The 23841-nt window shown below is 52.6% G+C and carries 16 protein-coding genes; 13 read left to right on the top strand and 3 right to left on the bottom strand.

Translation table 11 applies throughout. The features are described 5' to 3' along the window. Positions 1-80 precede the first annotated feature (80 nt). Both R3I13_RS03665 and R3I13_RS03660 read right to left on the bottom strand, forming a co-directional pair. On the bottom strand, positions 81-638 hold the full coding sequence (locus R3I13_RS03665; protein WP_346316567.1) for a TetR/AcrR family transcriptional regulator: 558 nt from the start codon (positions 636-638) through the stop codon (positions 81-83). 133 nt (positions 639-771) lie between these two features. Then, positions 772-3927, bottom strand: a complete 3156-nt coding sequence (locus tag R3I13_RS03660; protein WP_346316566.1) for a carboxypeptidase regulatory-like domain-containing protein — start codon at positions 3925-3927, stop codon at positions 772-774. 255 nt (positions 3928-4182) lie between these two features. On the opposite strand from R3I13_RS03660, the gene R3I13_RS03655 reads away from it, so the two are divergent. The 6 genes from R3I13_RS03655 (at position 4183) to R3I13_RS03630 (ending at position 13132) form a co-directional block, all read left to right on the top strand. After that, positions 4183-4776 carry an RNA polymerase sigma-70 factor gene (locus R3I13_RS03655; RefSeq protein WP_346316565.1) on the top strand — a complete coding sequence of 198 codons (594 nt, stop codon included), beginning with the start codon at positions 4183-4185 and terminating at the stop codon, positions 4774-4776. Positions 4777-4937: 161 nt separating this feature from the next. Further along, positions 4938-6101: a FecR domain-containing protein gene (locus R3I13_RS03650; RefSeq protein WP_346316564.1), complete on the top strand. Its 1164-nt coding sequence runs from the start codon at positions 4938-4940 to the stop codon at positions 6099-6101. A 244-nt stretch (positions 6102-6345) separates the two neighbouring features. Further along, on the top strand, positions 6346-9615 hold the full coding sequence (locus R3I13_RS03645; protein WP_346316563.1) for a TonB-dependent receptor: 3270 nt from the start codon (positions 6346-6348) through the stop codon (positions 9613-9615). Between the two features lie 17 nt (positions 9616-9632). After that, on the top strand, positions 9633-11147 hold the full coding sequence (locus R3I13_RS03640) for a RagB/SusD family nutrient uptake outer membrane protein (RefSeq protein ID WP_346316562.1): 1515 nt from the start codon (positions 9633-9635) through the stop codon (positions 11145-11147). A gap of 29 nt (positions 11148-11176) precedes the next feature. Then, positions 11177-12031 (top strand): PKD domain-containing protein, encoded by an 855-nt coding sequence (locus tag R3I13_RS03635; RefSeq protein WP_346316561.1) that lies wholly within the window; start codon positions 11177-11179, stop codon positions 12029-12031. A 6-nt stretch (positions 12032-12037) separates the two neighbouring features. Next, on the top strand, positions 12038-13132 hold the full coding sequence (locus tag R3I13_RS03630; protein ID WP_346316560.1) for a DUF5009 domain-containing protein: 1095 nt from the start codon (positions 12038-12040) through the stop codon (positions 13130-13132). 30 nt (positions 13133-13162) lie between these two features. Here the strand turns inward: R3I13_RS03630 and R3I13_RS03625 are convergent, their stop codons facing one another. Continuing rightward, entirely contained in the window at positions 13163-13636 is a 474-nt protein-coding gene (locus R3I13_RS03625; RefSeq protein ID WP_346316559.1) for a sigma-70 family RNA polymerase sigma factor, read from the bottom strand. A 188-nt stretch (positions 13637-13824) separates the two neighbouring features. Here R3I13_RS03625 and R3I13_RS03620 point away from each other — a divergent pair, with 188 nt between their 5' ends. The 7 genes from R3I13_RS03620 (at position 13825) to R3I13_RS03590 (ending at position 23825) form a co-directional block, all read left to right on the top strand. Then, positions 13825-14919: a FecR domain-containing protein gene (locus tag R3I13_RS03620; RefSeq protein ID WP_346316558.1), complete on the top strand. Its 1095-nt coding sequence runs from the start codon at positions 13825-13827 to the stop codon at positions 14917-14919. 87 nt (positions 14920-15006) lie between these two features. Next, a complete protein-coding gene (locus tag R3I13_RS03615) occupies positions 15007-18210 on the top strand; it encodes a carboxypeptidase regulatory-like domain-containing protein (protein ID WP_346316557.1) in 3204 nt (1067 codons plus the stop codon). A 20-nt stretch (positions 18211-18230) separates the two neighbouring features. Further along, a complete protein-coding gene (locus R3I13_RS03610; RefSeq protein WP_346316556.1) occupies positions 18231-19844 on the top strand; it encodes a hypothetical protein in 1614 nt (537 codons plus the stop codon). Positions 19845-19862: 18 nt separating this feature from the next. Continuing rightward, entirely contained in the window at positions 19863-20588 is a 726-nt protein-coding gene (locus R3I13_RS03605; protein ID WP_346316555.1) for a DUF4397 domain-containing protein, read from the top strand. A 5-nt stretch (positions 20589-20593) separates the two neighbouring features. Continuing rightward, entirely contained in the window at positions 20594-21736 is a 1143-nt protein-coding gene (locus R3I13_RS03600) for a hypothetical protein (protein WP_346316554.1), read from the top strand. Positions 21737-22096: 360 nt separating this feature from the next. Continuing rightward, a complete protein-coding gene (locus R3I13_RS03595) occupies positions 22097-22492 on the top strand; it encodes a hypothetical protein (protein WP_346316553.1) in 396 nt (131 codons plus the stop codon). Between the two features lie 247 nt (positions 22493-22739). Continuing rightward, positions 22740-23825, top strand: coding sequence for an efflux RND transporter periplasmic adaptor subunit (locus R3I13_RS03590; RefSeq protein WP_346316552.1), 1086 nt, complete (start codon positions 22740-22742; stop codon positions 23823-23825). Positions 23826-23841: the final 16 nt, after the last annotated feature.

Here is a 23841-nt window from a genome sequence, read left to right as displayed (position 1 = left end):
AATTTTTGATTTTTATAAAACATACAGACAAGTCTGTCTTATTAGGAATATATGTTGATCTGCTTTCACAGCGGTAAATTTTAGATCAGCTTTTTAAGGGAATCCAGCGCGCTTTTGATATCGTCGGGGCTGGAAGCGATGGTGGCGCTTACGGTGGCGCCTTCCAGCAGGTAATAGATAAGGTTGGCCAGCGCCTGGTCGGCCAAACCGGACTTGTTATCCATATCCTGCACCTGCTTTTTAATGATCTGCCGGATGGCTTTTTTACTCTTTTCAATTCGCTCCCATACAGCGGTTTCGGTACGCGGCACTTCCGCCTTGATCTTCAGCATGGGGCAACCGGTGTAATTGGAATGCCGGTACATTTCAATATGGAATTCAAAGAGACCGAACAGCTTATTCTTCGGGCCTTTGATGCTTTTGAGATGCGATTCCAGCCGCTGGCTGAAATCTTGTGCCCAGCTGTCCAGGTAAGCGAGCAGGATTTCTGTTTTAGAGTTGTAATGACTGTACAGGGAGGCCTTCGCAATCTCAGCCTCCGCGATGATCTGGTTAATCCCGGTGAGGTTATACCCCTGGTCGTAAAACAACCTCGAAGCAGTTTCCAGTATCCTGTCGTTTACGCTTGACTCTTTCATGATAACACAAAGATAAGTACTTTTTACTAAACAGACAAGTCTGTCTGTTTTTTTAACAAAAAAGACCAGCTGACCCGGCAAAAAAAGGGCGCCCCTGATGGAGCGCCCCGGTTATAAAGATGGAATACTAATATTAGAATGCATAACGCAGGCCCAGCTGTATCTGCCAGGGATTGCCGGACGGTGTGATCACACCGGCATTGGCATTTACGTTGTAGCTGTAAGTTTTGCTGACCTGGTTGAAGCCGTTCAGGTTCAGCAGGTTCGTTTTGCCCAGCGTTTTGGAAGCGCCCCACTCTTTGTTTAGCAGGTTGGCCACGTTGAAGATATCGCCGGAGAGCTCCAGGCTGTGGGATTTGAAGAGATTGAACTTCTTGGCCACGCGGAGGTCCCACACACCGAAGAACTTGTTCTCGCCACCATTGCGCTCAGCCACTTTACCCATGCTTTCGCGGATATAGTCTTTGATGCTTTCGCTGGCATTCGGGTTGTCCAGGATGCCTTTGATACCGTTGCGTATCGCCTGGGGCACGCTGGCATCGTTGATGTCAAATACAAAAGGCAGGTCGTTGGAGTTCACGAAGTCGCCATTCACGTTGCCGTTCACCGCCAGGGTGTAGCGGGTGCCACCCAGGCCGGAATAGCGTATGCCGACGCTCACACCGTAGAAGGAAGGCAGGGTGCCGTAGAATACTACTTTGTGGCGGAAGTGGTTGTCTGAATAGCTCATCAGGCTCAGGTTACGAGGGTCCTGCGGCGTCATCAGCGACAAGGTGGCGGTATTGGCCACGTCGCCGTTGTAGGAAGTGTTGTCTTTGGCCTGGTTCCAGGTGTAGCTCAGGGTTACTTCGCCGTCACGGAAATAACGCCAGGTTGCGTCTGCTACTACTGCAAACTGGTTCACCTTGCCGCCGCTGTTCAGTTCCAGCACACGGCCCACATTGGTGCTTTTGCGGCCTTTGGTCCAGTCCGTCTGGCCACTGGCGGTAATAGTGTTGGCCGGAACATATACGCCGCGGCCGCCTTCGTTGGAAAGGGTGAAGAGCGGTTGGTCCACCATATTCCTGTCCACATACATATAGTTATTCCGCCCAAGTGTCATGAACGCGGTGACGCCGGCTTTGAGGCGGTCTGAGAAGAAGTGGTTGTAAGAGATGTTCGCTTTGTAGATCACGGGAATGCCTGCGTCTTTACCATTCATGTTGATAGTGCCGATACGCGGCAGGCCCAGCTGGTCGAACAATTCCTTGCCCGGCGCGGTAGCGGGATTCTTGCGGTAGCCGACAAAGTTCGGCGACGGCACGTTCTGCTGGATGTCGATAGACAGGATCTTCGTACCATCAAACAGCTGGTTGTTGATCATCGCGTAGTTGTTGATATCGGAAGCGAAGATGCCTGCGCCGAAGCGGAGATAGTCTTTATGCTTCTCGTTGATATCCCAGTTGAACTGGATGCGCGGCTGCAGCTGGAAAGTGTTCAGGCCGTTGTCTGTGCTCAGCCCCAGCTCGTCATAAACGGTCTGGTTGAAATTAGCTTTGCTCATGTACGTCGTATAATCCGCGCGTAAACCAACGATCATTTCCAGCCCTTTGGCCAGGCGGGTCTGCATTTGTGCGTACAGGCCGGCGTTCAGGATATTTTGTTTTACGCTATGATCGTCTACGATAGACACTTCGCGGGCATAGCGGTAAGGCCGCATCGCGTCGAAGTTGGCAAGACTGTCGAAATAAAAACGCCCGTTCAGTTCACTGCCATAAAGAGAATTCAGGTGGCTGTACATGATGTCTGTGCCGAAAGTGAAGCTGGCTTTGTCTGTATTCAGGTAAATATTGTCTACCAGCTGGATCACGTTGTTGTAGAAGTGCTCGGGAGAATAACGCTGGCCGCCCAGTTGGATATTGGTCTGAACGTTTTTGCCGTTAACGTTTGATATGACCTTTTCAGTAATGGCGCGGGGAATGTTTGCGCCGGGCAGCTGCGCATTGGGTACGCTCTCTTCGAAAGTATACAGGTGCTGCACTTTCAGCTCGTTGGTGATCTTCGCGTTGATAGTGGTGCGGAGGGTGGCCAGCAGGCTGTTGTTGAAGGTATTGGCGTCGCCGTAGGATTCGTAAAGGTTGATGGCGGTATTGTCGTCGCGGCCCAGCTCATTGCGGTCGTTGATAAAGTTGTCGCGGATGGTGAGCAGGTTTTTCTCGTTCAGCTGCCAGTCTACACGGGCGAATAATGCATCGGTGCCGCGTTTTTTATCGAAGGAACCGGTCTGGGGAGCGCTGCTCACACCATATTTGGAGCGGGCGATTCCCATGTACTGGTCCAGGGTGGCCTGGGAGAGGTTATACCGCACTTCGTCGGCAGGGCTTTTGATATCAGCGATAAACAGCGGGCGGGAGTCTGCCTGGCGGTCCCAGGTGAAGAAGAAGTGCGCCTTGTTTTTCACGATCGGGCCGCTGAGGGAGAAGCCATATTGATTGGTGGAGAAGTCGTTCACACGTTTAACGCCGCGCATGTCGTAGTTGCTGCTCAACCAGTCTGCACGGCCATAAATAAATGCGCTGCCGCTCCAGGTATTGGTACCTGATTTGGTCACGGAGCTGATGGTACCGCCACCGCTGCGGCCGTAGGTTACGTCGTACTGGTTGGTCACCACTTTAAACTCGCGGATAGCCTCCATGGAGAGGATGTACGGCGCGCCGGTACGGCTGTTGGACCCGCCGCCTGAAGTAGGATTGCGGGCGGTGGTGCCGTCGATGGTGAAGTTGGTGGAAGAAGCCAGCTGGCCGGACAGGTTGTTGCCCCGGCTGAGGGGAGACAGGTCTATCAGGCTGGTGAAGTTCCTGCCGTTCACCGGCAGCTTGGCGATGTCTCTTGCCGTAACAGTGGTGGCTGCGCCGAAGTTTTCGCGTTTGTTGCGGAGGGAGTTGCCCACCACTTTCACTTCATTGATGGTTACGGAAGAGGGTTGCATTTCCGCGTTTACACGGAGAACGTCGCCCTGGTTGAGCGAATAACCTTCCAGTTTTTCTTCAGCGTAACCCATAAAGGTAACGGTAACCGTGTAAGGGCCGCCGAGGGGCATTTCACGGAAGTGGTATTCACCTTTTGCGTTGGTAACGGTGCGGCTGGTGAAACCGGTGCTCTCATTCCGGACCAACACCGAAGCGCCGGGGATGAGCTGTTTTTTGTCGTCGGAAACTACCCCGAAAATGGAGGCCTGCGTGGTTTGAGCCCGGAGTTGGGGACTGAAAAGACCAGCAAGGCAGCATAATAGCAACAGGATTTTTTTCATAAAAGTTTGTTAAAACTGGGCGTGAAATTAGTGGTTCGTGGAACGGTCTGGTTGTATCGGATACAATGATAACATTAATTTCATACACATCGGCTTCCGATGCTACTATGGTAAACGTGGTATATTGCTGATTCGATGGGCTTTAAAAATTAAAATATTGATTATCAATATAAATATTCGGGCTGTTTAAATTCCGGGAAATAATCGGGGAAATTATTTAAAATTGTCACGTACCAAAATCCGGTAAAGCGGGGAATGCCTGGAACTACTGACAAGGACCTCTTATTGCAATTAAGGGAGGGCAGTGAAGCCGCCTTTAGGGAATTATATGCCCGGCACAACCGGCAGGTGCTGGCATTTGCGTTTCATCTTACACATTCTGCGGTAGACGCGGAGGACATCCTCCAGGATACTTTCCTGAAACTCTGGAGCAGCCGGGAGCAACTGCCCGATATTGAGCGTTTCGACAATTATATATTTATGATCGCGCGGAACCGCACGGTGGATCACCTGCGGCGGGTTTCGCTTCAGCAGAAGCTGGTAGACCAGGTGTGGGCGAACATTTCGGAAGTGTCTGACGAACTGGAGCAGCAACTGGATGCGGCGGAGAGCAAGAAGCTGATCGATAATGCCCTGGCGGGGCTGTCGCCGCAAAAGCAGACCATTTTCTGGCTGAGCCGCCAGCGGGGGATGAGCCATGAAGAGATCAGCCAGCAATTACACCTGTCGCGCAGCCGGGTGAAGAACCTGCTGGTGGAAACGCTTCGGCATGTGCGGCAATACCTGGCGCGGCATTCCCTTTTACTGGCCGTGTTATTCCAGCTGGCCTGTTGGAACCTGCGAAGGTGATCGCTTTTCATTTACGGAACCGGTATTTGGCGCCGCCATTCCCGCCACTAAAGCCGAGTCGGCCTCTTTCAAAATTTTTTTCCAATTTCCGCGGTCCTTCCTTTCCCTTCATCCGTCTTTAATCATAGAGGGGCCGTCAGGCCGTTTATAAATGTTTCATTATGCCGAACGATCCAGCCAGAATCAAATACTTATTGGAACGGTATACCGCGAAATCCTGCACCCGGGAAGAGCTGGACGAATTATTCGCCGCCGTGGGCGACCCTTCGGCTGAAGAAACATTGCATGCTTTCATGGAAACGCAGTACCGGCGGCCAGGCGCGGATGAGGCCCTGCCGGAAGTGGATTACGAACAGGTCTACCGGAACATCCTTCAGCATACCCCCGCCCGCCGGAGGAAGATATTTACATTCGGAAGAGTGGCCGCCGCAGCCGTACTCATCGTATTGGCCGGCGCAGCTGTCATCTGGCAAACGCGGCAAAGAACAAATTCCCTTCCACCCACACAGGCACAACAATTAAAAGAAGATATACAGCCGGGCGGCACCAAGGCCACGCTCACACTGGCAGACGGCACCACCGTTACCTTGGACAGCTCCGGCCACCAGGTGATCAGCTCCGGCAACACCACTATCACCCGGCAGCAGGGCCAGTTGCTGTACGACGCCGGCAAAACCTCCGGCGCTGTTCAATACAACACACTCTCCACTCCCCGCGGCGGCCAGTTCAGGGTGGTATTGCCCGATGGCTCGAAAGTATGGCTCAACTCCGCATCAACTCTCCGTTACCCATTGGCCTTCACCGGCAAAGAACGTGTAGTGGAGCTGGACGGCCAGGGATATTTTGAAGTAGCCCGCAACGCGGAGCAGCCATTTAAGGTGCGCGTGCAAAGCATGGAAGTGCAGGTGCTGGGCACCCACTTCGACGTGATGGCCTATAAAGATGAAAGCACCGTGAACACCACCCTGCTGGAAGGCGCAGTACAGGTAACGGAAGGCACGGCCACGAAGCTGCTGAAACCGGGCCAGCAGGCCGTATTGGATACCCGCAGCCACGAAATGCTGGTGCAGCCGGCGAATGTGAACAAAGTGATCGCCTGGAAGAACGGCCTTTTCGTATTCAACAACATGACGCTGCCGGCGATACTGCGCGAAGTAGCGCGCTGGTATGATGTGGAGATCGTGTACCAGGCAACGCCCAGTGGCGAACAGTACGGCGGCGGCCTGTCCCGCAGCCTGCATCTTTCCAATGTGCTCGCATTGCTGGAAGCCGGCGGCAGCAATCATTTCAGGATAGAAGGAAGAAAAATAATCGTATTGCCCTGACAGGCGCTTCGTCAACCAAAGTATAAACAAAAGCCCGATCTGAACCGGGCTGAAAATTAATGATAAGCAGGCCGTATAAAAAACCGGGATCCGATTGCCCTCGGAGCCCGGCGAAGTATCTGGCATTTTCAGTATCGCGTTAGAAACAATCCAAAAAACTACCAAACACCACAAAAGTATGCAATTCAGTTGTAATGCACCAGCCCGCCGTGTATGCGGGCTGTCAACCAAAATTCAAAGGGTTATGAAACTAACCGCATTCCTCCTGCTGGCCGCGTTCCTGCATGTAAGCGCAGCCGGTTATTCCCAGAAGGTCACGCTGACGGTCAGGGATATGCCGCTGCAAAAGGTTTTCGAAGAACTGATTACGCAAACAGGAGTGTCTATTGTTTATTCCGAGAAAGCATTGTCCGGCGCCAGGCCTGTTTCCTTCCGGGCAAAGAACATGAGCGTGCAGGAAGTGCTGGAGCTTTGCCTGAAAAACCAGCAGATCACCTATTCGCTGGAAGGGAACAGCTTCGTGATCAAAAAAGCACCTGTATTGCCCGCGGCAAACCCTGCGCCGGCAGATACCACCATTAATATTACAGGACGGGTCACCGGCCCGGATAATACGCCGCTTCCCGGCACCACGATCCTCGTGAAAGGCACGTCTAAAGGCGCTAAGACCAACGACCTCGGCGCGTTTGCGCTAAATGGGATCAAACCCGGCGCAGTGCTGGTGTTTAGCAATATCGGTTTTGTAAGCCAGGAAGTAGCCGCCCCTGCAGACGGCCGCGCGCTTACCATCGTGTTGCAGGAAGACACGAAGAACTTTGCGGAGATCGTAGTAGTGGGCTACAGCGCCAAAAAGAAAGGCGAACTGACCAGCGCGGTGACCACCGTTTCCGCTGAAAAGCTGAAAGACGTGACCACCAACGACGTAGGCTCCATGTTGCAAGGCAAGGTGGCCGGGCTGCAGGTGGTGAACAGCTCGGGCGTTCCCGGCGCAGCTTCAGAAATAAGGCTCAGGGGTGTTTCTTCCGTGAATGCTTCGCAAAGCCCGCTGTATGTGGTAGACGGCATCATTGGCGGCAGCTTTGATCCTAACGATGTGGAGAATATCACCGTGCTGAAAGATGCGGGCGCTACGGCCATGTACGGTTCGCAGGCCAATGCGGGCGTTATTATCGTGACCACCAAAAAAGGCAGCGGCGGCAAAACAAAGTTTGAAGCAAGGGTGACGGCGGGCTTCCGCACGGCGGATCTCGGCAAGATCAAGATGATGGACGGCAGCCAGCTGTACGAACGCCATAAAGAATTTTACCGTGACTATATTCCCGGCAACGACAATAATTCCTACAAAATAGACCTGCTGAAATTCTACAGCGAACGCCCGCGCGAACTGCGCGACCAGAACTACAACTGGCTCTCCGCCATGTTCCCCTCCGCGCCCATGCAGAACTTCCATCTTTCCGCGCGCGGCGGCAACGAAAAAAATGATTACTACACCAGTATCACTTACTACAACGAAAAAGGCACCTTCCTCAATACCAATTTCCAGCGGATCAACCTGCGCGGTAATTCCACGCACCGCTTCTCGAAGAGCGTGAACGTAACCAACAACATCAACCTGAGCGCCGCCAGCGGCAAGAGTTTCAACTACGAAGACGTGTTCTACGCTTACCTGAACATGCCCTGGGACAATCCCTACGACGCAAACGGCCAGCCGGTATACGTAGACGGCACTACTTCCGGCAAATGGTGGTCCAGGGACAAAACGAATCCCATCCATACCATTCAGAATTCCAACCACCCCTACAAGAGCTTCAGCATGAACTACGACCTGGGGCTGAATATCCAGATCACGGACTGGCTCTCGTTTTCCAGCACCAACCGCGCAGCGGTGAACTACAACAAAGGAACGGACTTCTATTCTCCAGTTGTGGCAGGGCTCTATCACAACACCGGTTTCCTGAACGAGCTGGGCACGCTCAGTTATGGCGTTATTTCCACGGACCTGCTGAAATTCAATTTTAATAAAGGCGATCATTCCATCAGCGGCCTGGCTGGCGTGGCGATAGAGAACAGCAAAACAGAAGTAGTGGGAGCTTCAGGCAAAGGCTTGCCTACGGGGCTTTCTGTACTGAACGTTGTGTCTAACAGCCAGCTGGTGACCGGTTACAACGACCAGGCGATCCTGCAATCACTCATTTCGCAGGTGAGCTATGGATATAAAGAAAAATATTTCCTCACCGGCTCTTACCGCGTTGACGGTTCTACCGCTTTCCCTTCCAGCAAGCGCTACGGCTCGTTCCCGGCCATCTCCGCCGCGTGGCTCATGAGTAACGAAGCGTTCCTGAAAGAGCACAGCTGGATAGACAACCTGAAACTGCGCGCCAGCTATGGCGTAACCGGCACGCAAGACATCGGGTCGTCGCGTTACCTGGGCCTGTATTCGCTCAGCAGCCAGTACAACGGCGGCACGGCCGCCATTCCGCTGCAATTGCCCAGCCCCAACCTCACCTGGGAAAGCAAACACCAGGTGAACGCCGGGCTCGACCTCGGCCTGTTCAAGCGCGTGAACCTCACGCTGGACGTGTATAACAACGTGACGAAAAACCTCCTCCTCCAGGTTTCCCAGCCGCTCTCCGTCGGTTTCGAACAACGCTGGGAAAACGCAGGCGAGATCGTGAACAAAGGGCTTGAACTCGGCATCAGCAGCATCAATATCAAAACGAGGGATTTTGAATGGACGACCGATTTCAACATCAACTTCAATTCCAACAAGCTGCAAAAACTTCCCAGCGACATCACGCGCACACAGCCTACATGGAGCATTTCGCAGATATACCGCAATGGCGGCAACCTGTATGAGTTCTACATGCCTCGCTGGCTGGGCGTAGACAAAGAAACCGGCGCGCCGCTCTGGGAAGTGCTGGAAAAAGATGCGGACGGGAAAGTGGTCTCCAGCAAAGCCACTTCGGATTATGCAGCGGCTACTTACCAGGAAGTAGGTTCCGCCTTACCGAAGCTGCAGGGGGGCCTTACTTCTGAATGGAAGTATAAGAACATCGGCCTGCGCGTAAATGCTTATTTCCTTTCCGGCAATAAAGTGTTCAGCAACTCGCTCCGCTTCGTGATGAACGACGGCATGGAACCGTATTACAACCAGATCGTGCTGCCGGGCGGCTACAGCACCTGGGCCAAGCCGGGAGACAATGCCACCGAGCCCAGTCCGCAGAACGCAGCCAATGCAACGGAAACGTCTACACGTTATTTGAAGAACGGCAGCTTTATCGCTTTGAGGAACATTGCACTGTCTTACGAACTGCCCTCGCTATGGGTGCAACGCATCGGGCTGGATGGCGTGACGCTTTCCCTAACGGCGGACAATGTGTATACTTTCACGGACTTCCTTGGCCAGGACCCCGCCACCACTATCACTTCCGGCAGTTTTGTGATGCCCGGCGTGTCCGACTTCAAGTACCCGAACAACCGCCAGTACCTGTTTAACGTTAACATCCGGTTCTAGGAATAAATTATCTGATCATGAGAACAGCATCTTATTTCATCATATTCATCTTATCCATTTTCAGCACCGGCTGCCTCAAAGACATTGAGCCCAGCGACGCGCTGACCACCGGTTCTTTGACCGCGACCAAAGAGGGCTTGCAACAGGGGCTGAACGGGGCTTACGCCTTGTTCAAAGACCATGTATCGTTTAACGGTACCGTAGACGGGAACAACATGTACCTGCGCCAGTATTTCCAGATGAGCGATTTTGCAGGAGACGACATCGTTTGCGCCCAAACCACCACCGATCCGCTGTTCTACAGCTTTTCGCTGGACCATACGGCCACGCAGACCAACAGCCGCTACTTCTGGTATATTTCTTACAAGATCATCAACGATGTGAACACCGTGCTGGAATCCGCCGAAAAGATCGCGAACCCCGATGAGAGCATCAAACAGCTGATCGGCGAATGTTATTTCCTGAGAGCGCTGTGCCACTTCAACCTGGTGCGGTTTTATGGAAAACCTTATACACAGGACCCTTCAGCCAGCGGCATCATCCTGCGAATGAGCACCAGCGACCCCGCGCAGCAGGCCAGGGCCAGCGTTAGCGAAGTGTACGATGCGGTGATGGCCGATGCGGAAAAAGGCGCGGAGCTGATGAACCAGCCCAGGGGAGTGCAGTTTGGCTCCAAAGAAGCGGCATGGGCATTGCTTTCACGCGTTTCCCTCTACAAGGAAGATAATGACAACGCCATCGCTTATGCAGACAAAGTGATCAATTCCAACCGCTTTGCGCTTGAAACCGCAGCCACTTTCCCTTCCCTGTTTGCCAATGCGCTGACCGGGAAAGAAACCATTTTCTGCGTGGCATTCACCGCGGCGGATGATTATGGCAAAGCCGGATCCATCGCGTCCATGCTGTATTCAGACGGCAACTCCGGATGGGGCGAAGAATACGCATCGCAATCGCTTCGCGATACGATGGCCGCTCATCCTGAAGACGTGCGGTGGTCGTACATCAAGCCATTAAAGGATGGGAGCGGCAACCTGCAGAAGAAGAACGGGATCGAGGTTTACTATATCAGCAAGTTCTCCTTCCAGGGCGGCAGTCCTACGCTCAGCTCGCCCATCCTGTTCAGGCTCGCCGAAATGTACCTGAACAAGGCCGAGGCGGCAGCCAAGAAAGGCAACACCGCCGGGGCTTTGGACAATGTGGATATGATCCGGAGGAACAGGGGCTTGCAGAACTCTTTGTACAACCGCGTGCTGCCTACCGGCAAAACCGCGCTGGATGTGGTGTTGAAAGAAAGAAGGATAGAGCTGGCATTTGAAGGCCACCGCAACTTCGACGTGTACCGCAATAAAAAAGATATGAACCGCACGTATTGGGGTTATCACCTGCCGGGGCTGAAAGAATCCGACGTCAACCTGTCTGTTGCGCCGAGGAACTATCCCAATCTTATCACCAAATGGGATGCGCCGAGGGTAATTTATTACGTGCCGATAGACGAAATTCAGACCAACAGGCTTTGTGTACAGAATCCCTGATCTTTTCCCGAAAACTAATACCAACGATCATGAAACGCATTCAATATATCATTTCCTTCCTTTCGCTGGCCGCTTTGATGGCGGGTTGCAAAAAAGATGAGGTGACACCGGCCGCGGATATTTTTTATACAGTCAGCATTGCAGACAAAACGGTGACCTTTACCAACGAGACCAGCGGCGCCGTGTCGTACCGCTGGGATTTTGGAGACGGGGAGTCTTCCACCGAAGAGAGCCCGGTGCATACCTACCCTGACAAAGGAAAGTACGTGCCTACACTGTATGCCACCACCAAAGACGGCAAGGTATCCGAAGGTTCCACGGTGATCTACATCGCCAAAACCTCTCCCGTGAAGCTGAACGACAATACATTCGACGACTGGAATACCGTTACCCAATACGAAGTGACCTCCGCCGCGCCGGAAACGTTTTTCCGCAAAATGAAAGTGGACTACGACGCACAGTATATTTATGTTTACGTGGAAGTAAACAGCAAAGAAGCGAATGCGGACATTTATGACTTCTACCTGGATACCGACAACAGTGCCGCCACAGGCCTGCTCACTGATATTCCGCAGGGCGGTTACGACGTGCTGCTGGAAGGCAGCGTGCTGGGCGGCTGGCTGGACGTATTCAACCACAAAGGCGCGCAGAATGCGTTCTCCTTTGAACCCGCGGGCGTTACAGAGGCTTATTCCGTGGGCAACGTGGAGGAAAGCGGGAATGTGCTGAAGTATGAAATGCGGCTGGTGCGCTCCAAGCTGAAGAACATGGCGTCTACCACGGCTTTCAGGATGGGGATCATCGCCACCAAAAGCGACTGGTCTGCCACGCTGGGTAAAATTCCTAACCAGGGCCAGCCTTCATTGCTGATCAATTTCGAATAATAATCTATGCCGACTTTAAAACCAGGGGAAAGACTTTTATCACTGGATGTAATGCGCGGGATCATCATGATCCTGCTGGCTGCCGAGAGCTGCATGGTGTACCACTCGCTGGAACACCTGCAGCCGGGCTGGCTTATCGAACAATTTTTTCACCATCCCTGGCACGGCCTGCGTTTCTGGGACCTGGTGCAGCCGGCGTTCATGTTCATGGCGGGCACGGCGATGTGCATTTCCGTGGAAAGCAAGCGGAGCAAGGGCGTGCCGGAGAAAGAGAATTTCAGGCACGTGGCCGTCCGCAGCCTGAAACTGTTCCTGCTGGGCACCGGTTTGCATTGCGTATATGCCGGCAAGCTCGTGTGGGAACTGTGGAATGTGCTCACACAATTATCTTTCACTACACTGGTGGCCTATTTCCTCATTGGTCGTTCTTACAAAGTACAGATCGGCACGTCTTTGCTGATGGTATTGCTCAGCGACGTACTCTACCGGGCTGTGCAGATCCCGGGCTTCGACCAGCCCTTCGTGCAGGGGCATAACTTCGGCGCCTGGATGGACACCGTGCTGATGGGGAAGATCAATTCAGACGGATGGGTGGCCATTAACTGCATTCCTACAGCAGCACATACGATACTCGGCGTTACAGCGGGCAAGCTGCTGATGAGCGCCGGACCGGCAGCAGGGAAGATCAGGGCGCTTTTGGTTGCAGGCGTGATCGCGCTGGCGGCTGGGTATGCTTTAGACATCAGCGGGCTTTCGCCCATTATCAAACGCATCTGCACGGGCGGGTTTGTGCTTGTTTCACTCGGCTATGTCACCCTCATACTCGCCGCGCTGTATTGGTGGATAGATGTGAAAGACCATAAACGTTTCACCTGGATTGCGGTGGTGGTGGGCATGAACTCGATCTTTATTTATATTTTCTTTGAAACTGTCGGGATCGGTTACCTGAACGGCGTGGTGGGCATCTTTGTGAAAGGCTTGCTGAGCTGGATAAGCGTGCCGGTATTATGGCAGGCGGTGATTTCGGCGTTCTGCGTGTGGGCGTTGGAGTGGTATCTTTGTTACTGGCTTTACCAGCGGAAGATATTTTTTAAATTATAGTTTCTGACGGCGGCCTTGTGCCGCCGTTCTTTATACTTCCCGCCGCATACCTTCCCGCAGGGTTTCCAGCGCGGCGAAGATGATGTTGTAAATGGTCTTTCGCGAAATCCCCAGCACTGTTTCCATTTCCTCATAACTCATCTGCATGAAAAAACGCATTTCCAACAACTCCAGCTGCCGCGGTGTGAGCTGCGCCAGCGCGCTGCCAAGCCGCGTGCGCTGCGTTTCATCATGCTGGTAAGCTAATAATTTCTCCAGGTATGAGCTTTCCGTGAAACGAGGGTTAAGATCATCTTCCGTTACGGGAATAAAGCGTGGTGTTTTTTTGAGGGTATTCAGCAGCCGGTTCCGGAAAGCACGGGTAACGTAAGCTTTTACATGCTGTACTTCGGGAAGGCGTTCGCGTTGTTCCCAGAGGTGAAGGAACACCTGCTGGATGAGGTCTTTCAGCTCATGCTGATCGTCTGTGTACCGGCTGCCGGTATTGAGCAGGTATTGGTACATATGTTTGTACAACAGTACCAGGGAGGGTTGGTCCCCTTCGCGAATCCTATTCCAAATCTCCTGGTACAAGGCAGTTTTTACGGCCAAAATACAAGCGCAATATTAACGCAATGTTAAGTTAAGGGTAAGCGGCGTTTGCGTCATGGGAAAAAGAAAGCTTTTGTTGTCTAAAGGCTGAGAAGTAACCAATGATGGACAAATTGTACAAACAGGCGGCGGATTTTTTACTGGACGATTCTTTCTGCGCATACTGCCTCGGGGCCGACCCCGTGGCGCAACAGTATTGGATCCAGTGGCAGCTGCAGCACCCGGAACTGCTGCCGGTGTTCAGGGAAGCCGTGGCCCTGTTCCAGGCGGTGAATACGACGGACCGCCAGCCGCAAGACTCCTGGACCGAATTCGAACAATTATTAAAACAACGTTCCGCCCAGGTCCCGGCCAGGCTGGTGAAAACATATTCCCTGCCCGTACCTGGGCGGGAAGCACAACCAAACAACAAGCAAAAGTCCCTATACCGCCATTTTACATTTGCCGCTGCCGCCTGCGTGGCCGGGATATTATTGCTGGGCGCCGCTTTCATTATATTCTCCAACATGCAGCCAACCCCAGCCATTGCTGGCCGCCAGGCGTTCGACACGCTGCGTACTGCCAAAGGCGAACAGAAAAAGATATTGCTGGCAGACAACAGTACGGTGATCCTCAATTACAACAGTACCCTCATCGTTCCCCAACAGTTCGATAAAACGGCGTTCCGTAGCGTACAGCTTTCCGGTGAAGCAGTGTTTTACGTGAAAACCGACGCTAACCGCCCTTTCACCGTTCAAAGCGGGAAACTGAAGACCACCGTGCTGGGTACTGTTTTTAATGTAAATGCCTACACGAATGCTAACCAGGTTGCTATTACGGTGCTGGAAGGCAAAGTGGGCGTTGCCTCGGGAAAAGACAGCACCACGCTGCTGCCGGACAGGCAGGCAATCTACAGCGCCGCGACCGACAGTCTCATCAGCCTGAATACGGACGCCGCTTCGCTGCTGGCCTGGAAAGAGGGGAAGCTGCGCTTCCGGGAAAATACGTTGGAGAACATCGCCTTCGCACTGGAAAACAAGTTCGATACAGCTGTGCGCTTCCGCCAGCCGGAAATAGCACAGGAACTATATACCGCTTCCTTTGAAAGGAACATGAGCCTGGAAGCCATCGCGAAAGTGCTTTGCACAGGCAGGAACCTGCAATACACCATGCAAAACAATACACTGTGGTTTAGTTACCGCAAGCAAATGCATTAGATACAAATCCCGGTCAATAAAACATCATCAGCGTAAAGCATGACTTTACGCCGGGGCATCCCATGCCGTATTTCTTAAAATATATTTATGCGAAAACATTGTTGGATATTATTCCTTACCGTTTTTTACTTCCAGCTGCCTTCCTTTGCATCCGGCAGGCAGAAAATGAACCTCGTGATACAGCAGGAAGCGCTCAGCAGCGTACTGCTGAAGCTTGAAAGAGCCAGCGGCTACAACTTCGTCTACAAGCCGCAGATCATCAGCCACATTACGATCAGCAACAAAAATTTTAGGAACCAGGATTTCTGGTATATCCTGAACGAGCTGCTGGGAGACCATCGCCTTATCTATACCGTGAGCAGTACCAATATTATCCTCTCGCAGGCCCCGCCCCCGCAACCGGTGCAGTACGGGAAGATCAGCGGGCGCGTTGTTGACTTTGAGAACGGCGACCCTTTACCTGGCGCCACCGTGCGCCTGGAGGGAACGGCCATGGCTATGGTGACAGACGATAAAGGGGATTTCCTGTTCGATAAAGTGCCTGTTTCAAGATACAATATCCTGTTTTCCTATATCGGTTATAAAAGCGGGAAGCTGAACGGCATTGTGGTAGCGGCAAACAAAATAAGCATCGCCAGTTTCAAGATGCAGGCCAGCAGCAATTTGAAGCAGGTGGAAGTGAAAGGCATTGCCCGCAAAAAAGTAGTGAACACAACGGACGAACAGCTGATCAACGAGCTGTATACCGCGCGCACGGTGATTTCCGGTATCTCTAACGAGCAGATTACCCGCAGCATGGACCGTGATGCTGCAGAAGTAGTGAAGCGCATTCCTGGCGTGAATGTGAGCGACGACAGGTTTATCGTAGTGCGCGGCCTCAACAAGCGCTACAACATGACCTTCCTCAACGATAACCTGGCGCCGGCCACGGAGCTGGACAGCAGGGCGTTTTCCTTCGACCTGGTGAGCAGCAATATCATTGACAAGATCATGATCTATAAATCGCCCTCGCCCGACCTGCCCGGCGAATTTGCCGGAGGTGTGGTAAAGATCACGACGAAAAAAAGCATGCTCACCCGCCAGCTGGACGTGCAGCTTTCCGCGCAATACCGCCCCGGTTCCAGCTTCAGCGACGTCTCGTCTTACCCCGGCAGCAAAACCGATTTTCTCGGATTCGACGACGGGGCGCGCAGCCTGCCTGAAGGCATGCCCAATCCCATTGACTTCAACCTTCTCGGACCCGATGTGAATGCGCATTATTCAAAACAGTTTGCGAACAACTATCTCGTTAAAAGCCAGTATTTCGATCTTGATAAACGTTTTACACTTAACTATTACGACAGCTGGAAGCTGGGCGCATACCAGCTGAACAATCTCAGTTCCGTATCCTATACCAACACGCACGAGCTGCGGGAAACAGCGCAGCAGTCGCTGTATAAAACCAATCCTTCCTATTCGGGCATTATCCGCCAGGGCATCCACGGGGCGCGGCTTTCCCTTATCCAGAACAACAACATCAGCCTGGGCGATCATGTGCGGCTGGAGCTGAAGCAGTTCATCAACCGGCAGGGCCAGCGCATTGCGCTGAATGATTACAAAGTGACCAACGGCTTCGAAAACCAGGACCAACGCCGCACCGGGCTATATTTTCTCAGCAGTTTCCTGTATTCCGGGCAGCTGGGCACTTACCTGAAATTCGGGAAAGATGACCGCACGAAAGTGTTCGCCAACCTGGGCTTTTCTTCTATCCACCGCAACGACCCGGACCTTCGGGAACTGGGCTACAACCGCAAGCGCGATGCGGCATACGGTTTCCTGGAAGACAATCCCAAAGCCCCCTGGACGCATGGCAGCTGGGAGCTGGTGTACCCGCTTTCCCGCTATTATATTGACGTAAAAGAGAAATCGTACCAGGCCAATGCAGACCTGGAGCACCGTTTTACTTCTTTCTTCAATGTCAAAGCCGGCGTGTTCCACGAAACGCGGCAGCGCGATCTTTCCACCCGCACTTTCCGGCTGGCCACCGGCATTTACGCTTACGATCCCAACATCATCATCGACAATGAAAGTGAAGGCGGTGGCACCGGCGCAGTGGAATGGCAATTGCCCGCCGAGCTGGACACCAGTATTTTCAGACCCGACGGCACCGGCCTGCGATGGTATGAAGCCACTGTTCCCAACGACCAGTATTTCGCGGAGAACCGTAACACGGCAGGCTACATCAGCCTGGACCTGCTCACCCTGCAGGACAAACTGAACATATATGGCGGCCTGAGAGTGGAACATAATCACTTCCGTATTTTGGGTTCGCTGCAAACGGGGCAGGCGGCGTACCCGATGGTAGTGGACAAGAATATCACCTCCGCATTGCCTTCCGTAAACGTGAATTACCGGCCGGACAGTGCGTTCATTATTCGCGCAGGATATGGTAAAACCCTTAACCGTCCTGAGTTCCGTGAAGCTGCTCCTTTTGATTTCTACGACTATATTAAATATGAGCACTTCTACGGCAACCCGGACCTTACCACGGTGAACATCGATAATTTCGACATCCGCCTGGAATGGTACCCGCGGAGCCTGCTGCACAACGAACTGTTCAACGTTGGTTTCTTCCACAAAAAGCTGGACCGGCCCATCGAGGTGATATGGGGCCGCCTGCGGGTGTTCGATGGTGCTTTCAATACTTTTTACCATGCCAATACCGGGCCCACCACTGTGTATGGTTTTGAGGCGGAGGTAAGGAAAAGCCTCTCCTTTTTTCCCGGCAATTTTTTCCGCGACCTGTCCGTCATCCTGAACGGCGCCATTATCCGCAGCGAAGTAAAAACACCAACTTTGATCTATTGGGGCAACAGTACGCCGCGCAACAGGCCCTTGCAGGGGCAGGTGCCTTATCTCGTAAATGCGTCGCTCAACTATGAAAATCCGCGCCTGGGCATGAAAGTAGCCGCCGTTTACCATCGCAGCGGCGACCAGATCTACGCCATTGGCACCGGGGATTACCAGCCGGGCAATATCAGCTCCGGTTTCCCGGACATCATGGAAAAAGGCCGCGACCTGCTGGACCTTTCCTGGAGCCAGCGTGTGAACAAATACCTCAGCATCAAAGCGGGCGTACAGAACATTTTGAACGCACCTGTCACCCTGTATGAAGATTATGACCGCGATTATAAGTACCAGCCTGAAGAAGCCAGTTATAAAGACGGGCAGGTAACCAACACCGGCGACGTGATCTACCGCAGGTACTACCAGCGCCCGTATTACTCACTTGGTTTCAATTTCATTTTCTGATGATAAAAAAGATGTTTGCCATGAAATATATACTCACCGCATTGTTGGGCATTTCGCTGCTAGCCTGCAAAAAGTTTGACGAGAAACTGGAAATAAAGAACAACGATTCAGGCGTGATATCGGTGACGCTGAAAGGCGGCCGGGGCAATGCCGCCAAGATCGGAGAGGAGATTGTAGTATTTGCCAAGATCGGGAAGAAAGACGCAGCGCTCCAGTTTTATATTGGCAATATACCCGTTGCGCCACAGTCCCGGGAAAGCAGGATGGTGCGCACGGCCACTTACGGCGCCACCGGCGATTCGGTGATGCTGCCGATGGAGGTATTCACTTTCAAAATCCCCAATGATGCGCCGCTGGGGTACAATAATTTTTATTTTACGGCAGACGGTGAAAAGCGCCCGCCGGTAACCCTTATCGTTTCAAAGCCTGATATCCTCTACCCCGGCAAGGTGATCGTGTCGCCCTTTGCAGTGGCGCCGGAGCTGGAAGAGCTGATAGATGGCCCGCTCGGCACTGCAGGCATCTATCGCGTGCAGGACATTGCATTTGACCGCAACACCCAAAACCTCTACATCCTTGAATCGTTCCCGGATTACGCCAACGGGGGCAATGCCATCTTCGTGGTGCGGAAAGTAAAAGACAACATCATCACCACCATTGCGGGGGGCGGTAAAGACCCTGATGCCACGATAGGCCGGCAGCGCGACTTCGGCCAGGTAAGCACCATGGTACTGGGGCCTGATGGTATGTTGTACCTCGGTACTACTACGCACGTTTACGTGCCATACATATACGGCGATAAAATTGGTTTGCCGCGCCCGGAGATATTAAAGCTCGACCCTGCAACCGGCCAGGTGAGCCATGTGGCGGGTGGCAAATCTAAAAACGGGAACAGCTACGCAGGAATAAAGGACGGGAAAGAGGAAGCCCTGCTGGCGAACCCTCTCAGCCTGGCATTCGATAAAAATGGCGATCTCTATTTCCTGGACGATGGGGTAATGCTGAGGAAAGTAGCCACGGATGGTGCGGTGAGTTCTTTGTTCGGGGCGTTTTCCACATACGAATACGAAGGGGAAGACGTATCAACAGGGGAGCCACTCCGGGAAACGGTGTATGAGCCTATTATGGAGCATACGGATGGATTCGGGGATGAAGTGCGTTTCAGCTATGCAATGAAACTCGTAATGGCGGGGAACGGCAAATTATACGTGCAGGAAGGTCCGTACGGCAATGAATTTAACGAGAACATCCGCGAGGTAAACCCGGAAACAAAAGAAGTATCCACCATCATCGGCAAGCCCAAAGGCGTGCGCACGTATACCTACAGCGGCACTTTCAAAGAAGTGGAACTCTATAGCGTGATGTCCTTCGATGTGGACTTCGACGGCAATATCATTTTCTCCAACATGCTGCCCGACGTGCAGGGCATGATCTACAAAATGGACCTGATCGCGGAAACCGTGACATTCATTGCCGGCGGCGGCCCAAGGGACCCGGAAAGCACCCACAGCCCGCAACCCGGCAACAAAGCTGCTTTTGTGTCACCCAAACGCATCGTGTTCGACCAATTCGGCACTTTATATGTAACGGACGGCATGGGAACGCCGGTCAAACAGATCAATATCGAACGATAAACTTAATCCTTCCAGACAATGAAGAAAAAGATACACATCCCGGCGCTGGTACTTGTTTTACTGGCAGGCGCCTGCAGCAGGGAAGCGGAGATCCCGGCGGCAGAGCCTGTTACCTATGCGACGTTTTACAACGGTAGCCCGGATTTTTATGAAATACCGAATTACGTGAGCCTGAACAACGACAGTACGCTGATGCTGAGCTATAATGGTTCTGCAGGTGGTTCTGTCGGCGCGCTCAATTATGCCGTTTACCAGATGCTCCGGCCCGGCACTTACCGCGTATCGTTTTCCGATGCCGGCGACTACAAGGATAAACTCACGGACAACCTGGTGAATATGCAACCCGGGAAACATCAAACCGTTTTTTTAGCGGACAGCCTGGGTTATTTCGAAGCCATTGCATCCGAAGACGATACTCCGCGCGATCCGGCCATGGCGCAGGTCAGGCTCATCCACCTGAGCCCTGACGCACGGCCCGTTTCGATGATGATAGACCTCACGGCGGTGCCCGGGCTGGACTCTGTGAAGTTCAAGCAGATCACGCCTTTCGCAAAAGTGCCGCCCGATCCCAATCCCGGCTTTAGGATACGGTACAACGACAACGGCATGGAGAAAACGCTCGTGCGCAAATCCTTCGCCCTGCTGCCGGGTCGGTCGTACACATTTATTTTACGCGGTTACGTGCGCAACGGGAGCACCAATCCCAACAAAGGCATTAACCTTTCCGCGCTCATCACTCAATAAAGAACATGAAACAAATATTCAGCCTCAGCACCCTCATACTGCTCGCTACCGTTTCGTGCAAGCGGGATAAGAATGAAACGGCGCTTCCCGGCATCAAGCAGCCGGTGATCAGCAGCGTCAACAAAGATTTTGTACAGGCGGGAGATACCATCACTGTGTATGGCGCCAGCCTTCAGCAAGAAGCCCTGCAAACTGAGCTGGCGCTGGCTGGCCGCCCCTCGAAGATCGTGCAACTGGGGAAAGACAGTCTGCAAGCCATCGTACCAGTCAATACCTACAGCGGCAAACTGATGATAACGGTAAGCAGGGATAATTTATTTGCAAGCGCGTACGGTCCAGCAGTAACGGTAGCCGCCACGCCGGTGGTGACGGACTTCTCGCCGAAATATGCCTACGAAGGCGATACCATTGCGCTCATCGGGCTTAATTTTCCTGCAGAACCGGCGCAGAACGCCGTGTGGATGGATGAAAAAACTGCAAAGGTCGTATATAGCAACGGCAAAGATTCGCTCAAAGTGATCGTGCCCGCGGGCGCGAATACCAACACGTTCAGCTGGCGGACCTACAATGGCCCGGTATACGAAAGCACGGCCAGCTTCCCGGTGCGGAAGCAGCAATATGCCGCCGCCACTATCATGGACTGGCTCCGGCAGGATCCGGCGTTTTCCTACATGCATGCCGCTTTCACGCATTCTTCCGTAAAAAATTATATGCGGTACGACAGTCTTGCCGCTTACCTGGAAACAGGCAGGGCTGTTAGCTACTTTTTCCCCAGCAACGATCCCTGGATCGCGCAGGGCATTCTCACTCCTGAAAGGATGGCAACCGCCGTGGTGGCGCCGAATAATTACACCTTCGTAAATTTCCCGCTGGCGTCTATATTGCCGGTAAGCCTTAGCCCTGAGCAGCTTACCGCGGGGAAACATGAAACAGCGCTGGATGAGAATATTGTGTTCCCTTACGATTCCTGGAGAACATACCGGAAAAATTATGTGCAACTGGAGAAGATCGGGAACGACTGGTACGTACAGGCGTTGACGTATTGGGGAACACTGGGCACGCCGTTGAAAATACAGCGGGTGCATAAAGTGGGCAATAGTTATTTGTATGAATTAAAGGCGCCACTACCTTACGACCTGGATTATTAGAGAAATGATCATCCCGTCATTGCGAGGAGCAACAGGGTATCCTGTGCGGCAGGAAGCGCGACGAAGCAATCTCCAAACATGGGGTGTATCAATCCAATGCAGGAGATTGCTTCGTCGCGCCCCCGCTTTGGCTCTACAGCTCCTCGCAATGACGGAATTTTTAGGTGCAATACCGGTTTTTTATGCCCCAACCAACAAATTGCATTTAATCAGATATTAAAATCTGATTAAAAAATCAGGAGTTTATTAGACCAGGATCAAAGAAACACGGGGAATTATTAAGATTTAACCTTTTTTTTACGGTTCGGGCCGGATCAAATTTTTTATGCTTTCGAACCTTTTATTATTTTTGGCCCCCAAATGAGAGTAGTTTTATTTTTCGTGTGCTTGTTTTCTCTTCTGTTGGGAAGAGGTGTTGCCGCTTTCGCAGGCGTGCATCATCATAGCGCGCACTACTCTATCGCCTCAAGAGCAGATAACACCCGGCACGCCAAATTTCCCAATATTCACCGGCACCGCACCAAGGTGAGAGAAACAGACGTTGAAAAAGGGACTGAACAGCTTATCACGGAAAAGGTGGAAGATGAAGACACCAGCAGTTCTTCGGCCCGGAAATACAAGCTGCTCGCCCGTTGTTTTTTAGCGCTTTCCAGCCCTTCCATCTTAAGTTACCTCCACAACCGCTTTAAAACCCCGCCCCCTTTCGCGGTCCAGCTTTCCGATAAATATATCGTTCAAAGAACTTTAAGGATCTGATCAGAACATCCATCAGTTGCAAAGCTGCACTGTATGCCTGGCGGATGTATGTTTAAGCACTGCCCTCTGCATGACGGTTGCCTCTTGTGCCTGATGCTTTCCAGCGCCCGCGGGATACTTGTTTCCAGGGCATTTACCCGCTTAATATGCATTTAATGTTATGAAGCCGAGCTGATATATTCTCTGCAAACAAGGGAATATCCACGCGAGGTTGCATCCGACCTTTTAAAAAGACCAATAATAACGGATGAAAAGAATTGTCTTGTTCGCAGGCTCGCTTGCCATGCTGTACCAAACGGGCTGTGTAACCAAAGCTGAAGAAAAGAGTGAAGAGACCGGCAAATACACCGCCACCAGCCCTTTGAGGGTGGATACCTCTTTTACCAAAGAATATGTTTCACAGATACGCTCTGTCAGGAACATCGAGATCAGGGCCCAGGAAAAGGGTTACCTGCAAAATATTTATGTAGACGAAGGCCAGTTCGTGAAAGCCGGCCAGCTGCTGTTCAGGATCATGCCGAAACTATATGAGGCTGAATTGCTGAAAGCAGAAGCGGAAACCAAAGCCGCGGAAATAGAGCTGCAGAACACTACCACCCTGGTGGAAAAGAATGTGGTCTCCAAGAACGAGCAGGCCATGGCCCAGGCCAAGCTGGACCAGGCAAAGGCGGAAATGTCACTCGCCAAACTGCACCTTTCTTTCACGGAGATCAGGGCGCCGTTCGACGGCACCATCGACCGCATCCCCCTAAAACTCGGCAGCCTCATCGATGAAGGCGAGCTGCTGACCAGTCTTTCGGACAACAGCCAGATGTTCGCCTACTTCAACGTATCAGAGCCCGAATACCTGGATTACTCCACCAACACGAAAGGCCGCGGCAGCAGCAAAGTGACTCTCCTGCTGGCCAACAACCAGCCGCTGCCATACAAAGGCGATGTAGAAACCATCGAAAGCGAATTTGACAACGAAACGGGGAATATTGCTTTCAGGGCGAGGTTCCCGAACCCGGAAAAACTGCTGAGGAACGGCGAAACGGGCAAGGTGCTGATGACCGTGCCGATGAAAAACGCGCTGGTCATCCCGCAGAAGGCCACTTACGAGATACAGGACAAGATCTATGTGTTCGTAATCGGCCACAACAACGTGGTGCAGTCTAAACACATTACCGTAGCCGGCCAGATGCCGGACCTGTACGTGATTGAAAGCGGCCTTTCCGAGAATGACAAGATACTGCTGGAGGGTGTTCAGAAAGTGAAAGATGACGACAAGATCAGCTTTGAATACCAGAAACCCGCAGGGGTGCTTTCGCACCTGCGGTTGAAGGCGGAATAACAGTTCAATCCAAATA

It is taken from the genome of Chitinophaga sp. YIM B06452 (assembly GCF_039655965.1).
GTDB lineage: Bacteria > Bacteroidota > Bacteroidia > Chitinophagales > Chitinophagaceae > Chitinophaga.
Note: the sequence above shows the minus strand (reverse complement) of the source record. Positions and strands in the feature narration are given on the sequence as shown.

What these genes read in the sequence shown, in the direction of transcription:
- R3I13_RS03665 (WP_346316567.1), bottom strand. Translation starts at nt 638, where the DNA reads ATGAAAGAGTCAAGCGTAAACGACAGGATACTGGAAACTGCTTCGAGG.
- R3I13_RS03660 (WP_346316566.1), bottom strand. Translation starts at nt 3,927, where the DNA reads ATGAAAAAAATCCTGTTGCTATTATGCTGCCTTGCTGGTCTTTTCAGT.
- R3I13_RS03655 (WP_346316565.1), top strand. Translation starts at nt 4,183, where the DNA reads ATGCCTGGAACTACTGACAAGGACCTCTTATTGCAATTAAGGGAGGGC.
- R3I13_RS03650 (WP_346316564.1), top strand. Translation starts at nt 4,938, where the DNA reads ATGCCGAACGATCCAGCCAGAATCAAATACTTATTGGAACGGTATACC.
- R3I13_RS03645 (WP_346316563.1), top strand. Translation starts at nt 6,346, where the DNA reads ATGAAACTAACCGCATTCCTCCTGCTGGCCGCGTTCCTGCATGTAAGC.
- R3I13_RS03640 (WP_346316562.1), top strand. Translation starts at nt 9,633, where the DNA reads ATGAGAACAGCATCTTATTTCATCATATTCATCTTATCCATTTTCAGC.
- R3I13_RS03635 (WP_346316561.1), top strand. Translation starts at nt 11,177, where the DNA reads ATGAAACGCATTCAATATATCATTTCCTTCCTTTCGCTGGCCGCTTTG.
- R3I13_RS03630 (WP_346316560.1), top strand. Translation starts at nt 12,038, where the DNA reads ATGCCGACTTTAAAACCAGGGGAAAGACTTTTATCACTGGATGTAATG.
- R3I13_RS03625 (WP_346316559.1), bottom strand. Translation starts at nt 13,636, where the DNA reads ATGTACCAATACCTGCTCAATACCGGCAGCCGGTACACAGACGATCAG.
- R3I13_RS03620 (WP_346316558.1), top strand. Translation starts at nt 13,825, where the DNA reads ATGATGGACAAATTGTACAAACAGGCGGCGGATTTTTTACTGGACGAT.
- R3I13_RS03615 (WP_346316557.1), top strand. Translation starts at nt 15,007, where the DNA reads ATGCGAAAACATTGTTGGATATTATTCCTTACCGTTTTTTACTTCCAG.
- R3I13_RS03610 (WP_346316556.1), top strand. Translation starts at nt 18,231, where the DNA reads ATGAAATATATACTCACCGCATTGTTGGGCATTTCGCTGCTAGCCTGC.
- R3I13_RS03605 (WP_346316555.1), top strand. Translation starts at nt 19,863, where the DNA reads ATGAAGAAAAAGATACACATCCCGGCGCTGGTACTTGTTTTACTGGCA.
- R3I13_RS03600 (WP_346316554.1), top strand. Translation starts at nt 20,594, where the DNA reads ATGAAACAAATATTCAGCCTCAGCACCCTCATACTGCTCGCTACCGTT.
- R3I13_RS03595 (WP_346316553.1), top strand. Translation starts at nt 22,097, where the DNA reads ATGAGAGTAGTTTTATTTTTCGTGTGCTTGTTTTCTCTTCTGTTGGGA.
- R3I13_RS03590 (WP_346316552.1), top strand. Translation starts at nt 22,740, where the DNA reads ATGAAAAGAATTGTCTTGTTCGCAGGCTCGCTTGCCATGCTGTACCAA.